Genomic DNA, 610 nt, shown 5'->3' with positions numbered 1-610 from the left:
GCGAGTCTTAACGCTAAGCTAAGCCGCACGAAACCTTGGCATAAACTTTTGCGAAGCAAAATTGCCAAGCGTTAAGTGTCGGTTTGAGCGCCTTGTTAGCTTTTATTACTCGCAATAGCCAACTTTGGTTAGTTCGATGAAGTTATTGCTAGATTGAAAGTCATTTTCTGCCAATTTTACAAAGCAGTAACCACCCTCGACTTGGACATCTAATACATAATTCGTTGATGCGCTAGTTTCAAATTCATATGGACCTAATTGACAATTACCAGAACTACCCGCCATTAAAACAAAGTTAACTATTTTATCTTTTGGAAGAGTGAACACCTTATTATCATCGGAAAAAGTTCCGACCATGCCACCATTTTGGTAGTCATCGCACTTATTGTTGCCTTTCGGGTTTAAGTTAATTGCTATATGACCTGCTGGATTTTCTTCAAAGTGGCCACCAAGGCTAAGTGTAGGGTCTTCGGGAGACTGGGATTGATAATCGTATTTTGCAACACAGCCACTAACGCTAGCGGCAATGACTAATGAGTATATGATTTTTTTCATAAATATCCTTTTTATGATTAATGCATTTTAGAAGCTAACGCTCTGCTAAGCGGCA

Annotated in this window: 1 protein-coding gene; it reads right to left on the bottom strand. The window is 39.3% G+C overall.

The genetic code is table 11. From position 1 onward, the window contains the following. Positions 1–105 precede the first annotated feature (105 nt). Entirely contained in the window at positions 106–555 is a 450-nt protein-coding gene (locus ACP45E_RS13580; RefSeq protein WP_017037364.1) for a hypothetical protein, read from the bottom strand. Positions 556–610: the final 55 nt, after the last annotated feature.

The organism is Vibrio genomosp. F10 str. 9ZD137, assembly GCF_049974785.1.
In the GTDB taxonomy this organism is placed as follows: Bacteria; Pseudomonadota; Gammaproteobacteria; order Enterobacterales; family Vibrionaceae; genus Vibrio.
The sequence above is the reverse complement of the archived record's forward strand: the minus strand, read 5'-3'. Positions and strand labels throughout refer to the sequence as shown.